Source organism: Pseudomonas sp. SB113 (assembly GCF_040754745.1).
In the GTDB taxonomy this organism is placed as follows: Bacteria; Pseudomonadota; Gammaproteobacteria; order Pseudomonadales; family Pseudomonadaceae; genus Aquipseudomonas; species Aquipseudomonas grimontii.
The window spans coordinates 1-246 of record NZ_JBFMHW010000289.1 but is presented as its reverse complement, the minus strand read 5'-3'; the positions used below and the strand labels follow the sequence as shown (position 1 = coordinate 246).

The following is a 246-nucleotide window of genomic DNA, read 5'->3' as shown; positions in this document are numbered from 1 at the left end:
CGTTTGGTTTGAAGTAAACCGTGGCTTCGCCGTTGACCGCGTCAATGGAACCGGTCACCGGTTTGGTCATCGCCGCGTCGGTGTAGAAGGTGCCGTTGGTTGGCGTGCCGACGGTGAACGATTTAACGTCCGTCGGACTGTCTACGTCGGTGGCGGACAGTTTGACCGCGATGCCTACGCTTGGATCTTCAGCACCGGTCGCAGCAGTGGCATCAGCCACCGGCGCATCGTTGACCGCAGTCACGG

The 246-nt window shown here is 60.6% G+C and carries 1 protein-coding gene; it reads right to left on the bottom strand.

Translation table 11 applies throughout. The features are described from left to right. The coding region (locus AB1462_RS32580; RefSeq protein WP_367249256.1) for a hypothetical protein at positions 1–246 on the bottom strand (246 nt) is incomplete at both ends.